At 50.7% G+C, this 8,896-nt stretch carries 5 protein-coding genes; 4 read left to right on the plus strand and 1 reads right to left on the minus strand.

Annotated elements, in window-relative coordinates:
- The first annotated feature begins 193 nt into the window (after positions 1-193).
- The 3 genes from B212_RS0103990 (at position 194) to B212_RS0104000 (ending at position 6,784) form a co-directional block, all read left to right on the plus strand.
- A complete protein-coding gene (locus B212_RS0103990) occupies positions 194-2,926 on the plus strand; it encodes a glycoside hydrolase family 9 protein (protein WP_019909098.1) in 2,733 nt (910 codons plus the stop codon).
- A 29-nt stretch (positions 2,927-2,955) separates the two neighbouring features.
- Positions 2,956-5,853, plus strand: a complete 2,898-nt coding sequence (locus B212_RS0103995) for a glycoside hydrolase family 48 protein (protein ID WP_019909099.1) — start codon at positions 2,956-2,958, stop codon at positions 5,851-5,853.
- A 337-nt stretch (positions 5,854-6,190) separates the two neighbouring features.
- A complete protein-coding gene (locus B212_RS0104000) occupies positions 6,191-6,784 on the plus strand; it encodes a DUF2441 domain-containing protein (RefSeq protein ID WP_019909100.1) in 594 nt (197 codons plus the stop codon).
- A gap of 110 nt (positions 6,785-6,894) precedes the next feature.
- Here B212_RS0104000 and mnmA read toward each other — a convergent pair whose 3' ends face one another.
- Positions 6,895-8,016, minus strand: coding sequence for a tRNA 2-thiouridine(34) synthase MnmA (gene mnmA, locus B212_RS0104005; RefSeq protein ID WP_019909101.1), 1,122 nt, complete (start codon positions 8,014-8,016; stop codon positions 6,895-6,897).
- Positions 8,017-8,326: 310 nt separating this feature from the next.
- Here mnmA and cymR point away from each other — a divergent pair, with 310 nt between their 5' ends.
- A complete protein-coding gene (gene cymR, locus B212_RS0104010) occupies positions 8,327-8,746 on the plus strand; it encodes a cysteine metabolism transcriptional regulator CymR (protein WP_019909103.1) in 420 nt (139 codons plus the stop codon).
- The last annotated feature ends 150 nt before the right edge of the window (positions 8,747-8,896 follow it).

Raw genomic sequence — 8,896 nt, forward strand, 5'->3', positions numbered from 1 at the left:
AAATATATAGCAATAAACGCCCGTTTATGGTATATCTGTATTAGGATTATTCAAATCCTAACATTAATATGGGAGGTGGAAGATGAATCCAGCCGCATAAAATGTCTAATCTAGGCACTGGGGAGGTACTGGCGCGTGAGCAAGACAGGTTAATCCAAACGAAATATGAGGAAGGGAAAGGAGCAGGGTTAAGATGAACAAGAGGAAAGGGAAGCAGGGTCTTATTCTATCCTTGAGTTTACTATTAACTTGCACTATGATTTCAGGCGCTGCATTTCATCCGTCTGTGAGCAAGGCGGCGGGAAGTAGCTACAATTATGCAGAGGCACTGCAGAAATCTATCTACTTCTATGAAACACAGCGTTCCGGCGTTCTGCCGGATAACAACCGTGTGGAATGGAGAGGCAACTCCGGACTGCAGGACGGTGCGGATGTCGGTCACGATCTGACCGGAGGCTGGTATGATGCGGGAGATCATGTCAAATTTGGCTTCCCGATGGCGTACACAGCTACGATGCTGGCATGGTCGGTCTATGAGTACAAGGATGGTTATGTCCAGTCCGGGCAGCTTGCGAAGATTCTGGACAATATCCGCTGGGCAACAGACTATTTTATGAAAGCGCATACTGCTCCGAATGAGCTGTGGGGACAGGTCGGCAACGGTACTGCGGATCACAATTGGTGGGGAGCAGCGGAGGTCATGCCGATGGCGCGCCCTTCGTATAAGATTGATGCGGCGCATCCCGGCTCGGATCTGGCAGCGGAAACCGCCGCGGCGCTTGCTTCGGCATCCATCATCTTCAGGGACTCGGACGCCGCTTATGCGGACAAGCTGCTGCTGCATGCGAAGCAGTTGTACAATTTTGCCGATACGTACCGGGGCGTTTACTCCGACAATATCACTGATGCTAAGCAGTATTACAATTCTTGGAGCGGTTATGCGGATGAATTAAGCTGGGGCGGAGTTTGGCTGTACATGGCGACCGGCGACAAGACTTATCTGAATAAGGCCGTAACCGCAAGCAATTCGTGGTCTACCAATCAAGCCGGACAATGGGGTTATCAATGGACCCAGTCCTGGGATGACAAGCATTACGGCGCTCAACTGCTGCTGTCGCGCATTACCGGGGACAGTAAGTTCATCCAATCCACTGAACGGAACATGCAGTATTGGACGACTGGAGTGAACGGCACTTCTGACCGTGTAGCCTATACTCCTGGCGGACTTGCGCATCTGGATGATTGGGGAGCGCTGCGGTATGCGGCCAACCAGGCTTTTCTGGCGTTTGTCTATGCGGACTGGGTAACTGATCCGGCGAAGCAGGCTACAGCCCGCACATTCGCTGAGCGGCAGATCACCTATATGCTGGGCGATAATCCGCGTAACAGCAGCTACGTTATCGGTTACGGCAGCAATGCGCCGCAGCATCCGCATCACCGGACCTCGCATGGCTCCTGGAGCGACAGCCAGACTACGCCTGCGAACCACCGGCATATTCTTTACGGAGCGCTGGTCGGGGGTCCATCCAAGACCGACAGCTATACCGACACCATCAGCGATTATGTTTCAAATGAAGTTGCAACCGATTACAATTCAGCATTTACAGGCGCTTTGGCTAAAATGATGATCCTGCACGGACAGGGACAGCAGCCGCTGGCCAACTTCCCTGCCGCTGAAACCCGTGAGGATGAGATGTTTGCCGAGACCTCTGTCAATGCCAGCGGCAGCAACTTTGTGGAAATCCGGGCACTGCTGAATAACCGTTCCGGCTGGCCGGCACGCTCCAGCAGCCAGATGTCTTTTAATTACTATGTGGATCTAAGTGAAGCTGCAGCAGCGGGCTATGGGCCGGAGGATATCACGGTCAAGGCAGGAGGCTACAACCAAGGCGGCACTGTCTCGCAATTGCAGCCTTATGATGCAGCGAAGCATATTTATTATACGAAAATCGACTTCACCGGCACACCGATCTATCCTGGCGGTCAGTCTGCCTTCCGCAAGGAGATTCAGTTCCGGATATCGGCTCCGCTGAATACGGCCTTCTGGGATAACTCGAATGACTTTTCCTTCAAGGGCGTTGCTGCTTCGGCATCCTCACCTGTGAAAAATCCTTATATTCCGGTGTTTGATGCAGGGGTTAAAGTGTATGGAGAACTGCCATCGGGCGGCAATCCCGGTCAACCGCAGGCTCCGGCACATCCATCCGGGGTGCAGGCTGTGGCCGGAAATGCCAATGTGGCCTTGAGCTGGAACGCTGTCAGCGGGGCGGCGCAATATACCGTCAAACGTTCATTGTTGAATGGTGGACCTTATACGGCAATTGCGACCGTAACAGGGACAGCCTATAGCGACACAGGGCTGGTCAACGGAGTAGACTATTATTACGTAGTGACTGCTTCGAACAGCGTGGGCGAGAGCACAGCGTCTGCACAGGTCAGCGCCCGGCCCAAGGATACCCCGCCAGCGACAGGCAAGTTACGTGTACAGTACCGTACCAATGATCCAAGTCCCAGTGATTCCCAAATCCGCAGCCAGTTCCGTATCGTGAACACAGGAACAGAGGCGGTCCAGCTCAGCGGGCTTAAGCTCCGTTATTATTACACCGTGGACGGGGACAAGCCGCAGGAATTTCATTGCGACTATGCTGCGGTCGGCAGCGGAAATCTTAGCGGAAGCTTTGGCAAGCTAAATCCGGGGACCGCGCTTGCGGATGCTTATGTCGAGATTACTTTTGCCTCAAGTGCCGGCAGTCTTGCTCCGGGAGCGGATACCGGTGAAATTCAGATACGCTTCAACAAGGCGGATTGGTCCGCCTATAACGAGAATAACGATTATTCCTACAGCGGCACTCAGACGGCCTTCGCTGATTGGAATAAAGTCACACTGTACCGCGAAGGAACATTGATTTGGGGCTTGGAACCATAAATCATTCCAGAGAGGAAGCGTGCGAAAAGATGAAACTGAGATCCATGAAAAAACCTGTATCTGCAGTATTGTCCGCTATTCTAATAGTCTCTCTTTCAACCAGCTTATTTAATTTCAAACCTGCAACAGCCAAGGCTGCTTCGGTGGAGGAAACGCGTTTTCTGCAAATGTATGCCCAGCTAAAAAATCCGGCGAACGGTTATTTCTCGGCGGAAGGCGTTCCATATCATTCAGTGGAGACCCTAATGAGCGAAGCGCCCAATTACGGGCATATGACTACCTCGGAAGCATACAGCTACTGGATGTGGCTTGAAGTGCTGTATGGCTATCATACCGGAGACTGGACCAAGCTGGAATCTGCCTGGGACAACATGGAGAAGTACATCATTCCGATCAATGAAGGCGACGGTGTGCAGGAGCAGCCGACCATGAGCTTTTACAACCCGAACAGTCCGGCAACCTATGCCTCGGAGTTCGCGCAGCCGGATCAGTATCCAAGTCCGCTGAACGGCAAATATACGGCGGGTAAAGATCCGATTGATGCCGAGCTGAAGGCCACCTATGGCAACAACCAGACCTACTTGATGCATTGGCTGGTCGATGTGGACAACTGGTATGGTTTTGGCAACCTGCTGAATCCTAAACACACAGCCTCTTATGTGAACACGTTCCAGCGGGGCGAGCAGGAATCGGTCTGGGAGGCGGTATCGCATCCTTCGCAGGACAACAAATCGTTTGGTAAAACAAATGAAGGCTTCATGAGCCTGTTCACCAAAGAAAGTAATGTGCCTTCCGCACAGTGGCGGTACACCAATGCTACAGATGCCGACGCTCGTGCTGTACAGGCTATGTATTGGGCGAAGGAGCTGGGCTACACCAATACCGTATATTTGAACAAAGCTAAGAAAATGGGCGACTATCTGCGGTACGGCATGTATGATAAGTATTTCCAAAAGGTCGGAAGTGCAGCCAACGGCACGCCGGTAGCCGGAACAGGCAAGGATTCCAATCAATACTTGCTGGCCTGGTATACCGCATGGGGCGGCGGACTTGGCTCAGGTGGAGACTGGGCTTGGAGAATTGGCGCCAGCCATACTCACCAAGGCTACCAGAACGTGGTCGCTGCGTACGCTCTTTCGAATCCGGCCGGGGGACTGATTCCGGCTTCGGCAACGGCAGGACAGGATTGGGACAAATCGTTGACACGCCAGCTTGAATTCTATAACTGGCTGCAATCCTCAGAAGGAGCCATTGCGGGCGGCGCCACCAACAGCTATAACGGCTCGTACAGTGCATATCCTGCCGGCACAAGCACCTTCTATGGCATGGCCTATGATGAAGCTCCGGTCTATCATGATCCTCCGTCTAACAACTGGTTCGGCATGCAGTCATGGAGTATGGAACGGGTAGCTGAACTGTATTACATTCTGGCTTCCAGCGGAGACACGACCTCAACCAATTTCAAAATGGCAAAACGGGCTATTGAAAACTGGATTGACTGGTCCACCGATTATACCTTTGCCGGCAGCCGTCCGGTTACAGATTCCGATGGCTATTATCTGAACAGTCAAGGACAACGGATTCTCGGCGGAACCAACCCTCAAGTTGCTACAGTATCTGCACCCGGCGAGTTCTGGATTCCGGGCAATGTCGATTGGCAGGGCCAGCCGAATACCTGGAACGGCTTCAGTTCGTTCACCGGCAACAGCAACTTGAAGGCTGTCACCAAAAATCCGGGCCAGGATACCGGCGTTCTGGGCAGCTACATTAAGGCCCTTACTTTCTTTGCCGCAGGAAACAAGGCGGAGCATGGCAATTACACTGCCCTTGGCGGAACAGCTACACAGCTCGCGAAATCGCTGCTGGATACGGCATGGGGCTACAATGATGGCATAGGTATTGCCACAAAAGAGAAACGTGCGGATTATTTCCGTTACTTCACCAAAGAAGTGTATTTCCCAACTGGCTGGACCGGCAAAGCCGGTCAAGGAAACACTTTACCCGGTAATTCTGTAGTCTCTTCCGACCCGGCCAAAGGCGGAAACGGGGTATACGCAAGTTATACCGACATTTTGCCAAATATCAAAAAAGATCCGAAGTGGAATTATTTAGAAGGTCTGTACAACAGCTCTTATAATAAGGTCACCAAGACATGGGACAATGGAACTCCTGAATTCACCTATCACCGGTTCTGGTCACAGGTGGATATGGCCACTGCTTATGCCGAATATGACCGGTTGATCAACAAGGGCTCCGGTCCTGTACCAACGGCTACACCGACAGCAACGCCAAGTGCTACACCAACAGCTACGCCGACAGCAACACCAACACCAACAGCAACACCGACAGCAACACCAACGGCTACACCAACACCAACAGCAACGCCAACAGTCACACCGACACCAACGGCTACTCCGTCAGCAACGCCAACAGTTACGCCAACACCGACGGCTACACCTACGCCGCCAGTGGCGAATTTGGTGGTTCAATACCGTACAACGGATACCAACGCCACAGACTCGCAGTTCCGCCCACAGCTTCGGATTGTGAATAACGGAACCACGGCGGTAGATTTGAGTAAAGTAAAACTCCGCTACTATTACACGATTGATGGGGACAAGCCACAGCAATTCAATGTGGATTATGCCACACTTGGCGGCGGCAATGTGCTGGGCAGCTTCGTGAAGCTGACTTCTCCGGTAGCAGGGGCGGACTATTACGTTGAGGTCTCCTTCGCGGCTGGGGCAGGCAGTCTGGCTCCAGGTGCCAACACCGGAGAGATTCAACTGCGCATCAACAAAACCGACTGGAGCAGCTACAATGAGGTTGGAGACTATTCCTATGATCCGTCCAAAACCTCCTACACCGACTGGACCAAAGTGCCGCTGTACATTAACGGTGTACTGGCCTGGGGAGTAGAGCCTTAAGGGGCGCAGCAAAAATAAGTGATCAATAAGGAATCGCCTTTGATCCGGCATTGCAGGTAAAAAATGCACCCCTCAGAATAGTCAATGGATTAAACCTTTGGTTTATCCGATGACTTTGAGGGGTGTTTTTTCAATGTCTATACAATAAATCTATAAATGGTCTGCAAATTCATTAATTCGGTGGTTGTATTCGCTCCACAGGTAGTCACTGTTCTCAATAATCAATTTAGGAACTTCCCATTGGTAGACTGACGCTTCTTCAGTAAGCTAACTGACAGGATAATGCCGGTGAATGCCGAATTTACCTATGTTAACAATGGTTAATAGGGGGCAGGCTATGCAAGGAAGAGATTTGTATGTTTATCACATTGTAACTAGGAAGAAGATGGACCTGGGTCAAATAATAAGCTTTGACAAAAACAAAAAAAATACCTTGTATCACTACTTTTTTGAGAAGGAACAGTTGAATTCCAAAGGTGAAGACTTTATTCAAATCTTGCACGAGCATTCTACAAATGAAGGCTTGAAGTTGGATAAAGAGAATGCAGATGTAGCTTTTAAATATGTGGAGCAAACAATCAGGGCTATTAGAGAAGTAATAGTTGAAATGGTTAGACTGCAGGAATATCCTGAATATCCTTCACGCTTGTCTTGCTTATACGCTGCGAAAAGCTATCAAGACGCTCTGAAATGGAAAGAGCTTTTTGATTCATACCATCGAAGGGTTTTGCAGATAGTGAAGCTTCGGGTTATTGGGGCTATCTTTGAAGGTGACGGCAGTCTTTTACCAAAGGAAGAGGGTACTCCTTTCTCCCGAAAAATCGAACAAGCCAAGGAATATTGGAAAGGCAATATAAATAGCGAACTTCCTGAGTTGTTGATTAACGGAAGAATCGAAGTGGTAGAGATTATTGATGAATTCTCTACTTGATCTCAACAACACATCGGTTATCTATAACTTTTCTTTGGACAGCAAAAAGCATCCTCAGCCGTATGAAGGGCTGGGGATGCTTTTGTTCAAATATCTTCCGTTCCGCTATATTAAGACAGGGGAAGCGGAACAACCTTCTCAGCGGTTTCAATCGTACCGCCGCCGAGACACTGTTCGCCAAGATAGAATACGACAGCCTGACCCGGGGTGATCGCTTTTTGCGGCACATCGAAGGCCACATGCACAGTGCCGTCTTCACGTGCCGTCAGGGTTACGCCTTGATCGGGCTGGCGGTAGCGGAACTTAGCGGTGCACTTCAGCGGGGCTGCCCCGAGTAGGCCTTCTTCAATCCAGTTCACGCCTGAAGCGATTAGACTGGTAGAATACAGGCTTGGATGCTTGTCTCCCTGCACGACATACAGGATATTGCGGCTGAGATCCTTCTCGGCCACAAACCACGGTTCACCGGTGCCGGAGCCACCAATGCCAAGGCCCTGACGCTGGCCCAGTGTATAGTACATGAGGCCTTCGTGCCGGCCCTTGACTTCGCCGGTGGCGATGTCCACCATATCCCCGGACTGTGCCGGCAGGTACTGGCTGAGGAATTCGCGGAAGTTGCGCTCGCCGATGAAGCAGACGCCGGTGCTGTCTTTTTTCTTCGCGGTGTACAGTCCGGCTTCTTCGGCAATTCTGCGCACTTCAGGCTTCGGCAGATGGCCAATCGGGAACATGGCTTTGGAGAGCTGATATTGATTCAGCGCATTCAAGAAATAGGTCTGGTCCTTGTTGCTGTCCACTCCACGCAGAAGCTTATAGACACCGTCTTCCTCTATCACCCTGGCGTAGTGGCCTGTGGCGACATAATCCGCACCGAGCTGCAGTGCCTTATTCAAGAATTCCCCGAACTTGATCTCACGGTTGCACATCACATCCGGGTTGGGCGTCCGTCCAGCCTTATATTCATCGAGGAAATAGGAAAAGACTTTATCATAGTATTCCTTCTCGAAATTAACGGTATAGTAAGGAATATCAATTTGCTCGCATACGCGGCGGACATCCTCGGCGTCAGTCTCGGCAGTGCATACGCCGAACTCATCAGTATCGTCCCAGTTCTTCATGAAGATGCCGATGACGTCATAGCCCTGTTGCTTGAGCAGAAGCGCCGTGACAGAGGAATCGACTCCTCCCGACATGCCGACGACGACACGTGTATCCTGGATTGCCTTTGTCATCGAAATCACCATTTTCTATGCAAAAAATACCGGTATCCTACAGAACACCCGGCTCATTCAGTATTATATCATACATGTCTACCCCAAGCCGCCTGTGACGGCTGCAAATTACGCTGGATTTGGCGGAAGTTTTGACAATTTGTCCACCACTGGTGAACATTTTTACGAAAAATTACAGTTTGCGCTCCAAATGTGCCCGTGGATATGATAACATAAGCTGAGAGCAAACATCGGAATACGTTGATATGACATATCTCATGTCCGGTCAACGATTTGGATTACCAGCAACTAAACCGAAAGAGGTGCCCCTTTGAAAATATCGACAAAAGGACGTTATGGATTAACAATTATGATGGAGCTTGCCCTGAAATTCGGCGAGGGTCCAACATCGCTTAAAAGCATTGCCGAAAAAAATGGCCTGTCCGAGCATTACCTGGAGCAGCTAATCGCTCCGCTGCGCAACGCGGGCCTGGTGAAGAGCATCCGCGGAGCCTACGGCGGTTACATTCTGTCGCGTGAGGCTGGTACAATTACCGCCGGAGACATCATCCGTGTACTGGAAGGTCCCATTTCCCCTGTAGATTTCACCGAAGAAGACGACCCGGCCAAACGCGACCTCTGGCTGCGCATCCGCGACAGCATCGCCGACGTGCTCGATTCCACCACTTTGTCGGATTTGATTAACTATAAAGAAGCGAGCCATGTGGATAACTACATGTTCTATATTTAACAGGAATCAGAATTCCGTTTACCCGCATATCACTGGTTGATTGCCCACTCAAAGTCATCAGCCATTTGATACCTGTTCAACTGTATAAAAGCCTTCAACTCGTCCTTCTCAAGAAATTTGGGGAGGACCTGTTTTTTTTCGCCTTTTTTG

The organism is Paenibacillus sp. HW567, from assembly GCF_000374185.1.
Classification (GTDB): domain Bacteria; phylum Bacillota; class Bacilli; order Paenibacillales; family Paenibacillaceae; genus Paenibacillus_AQ.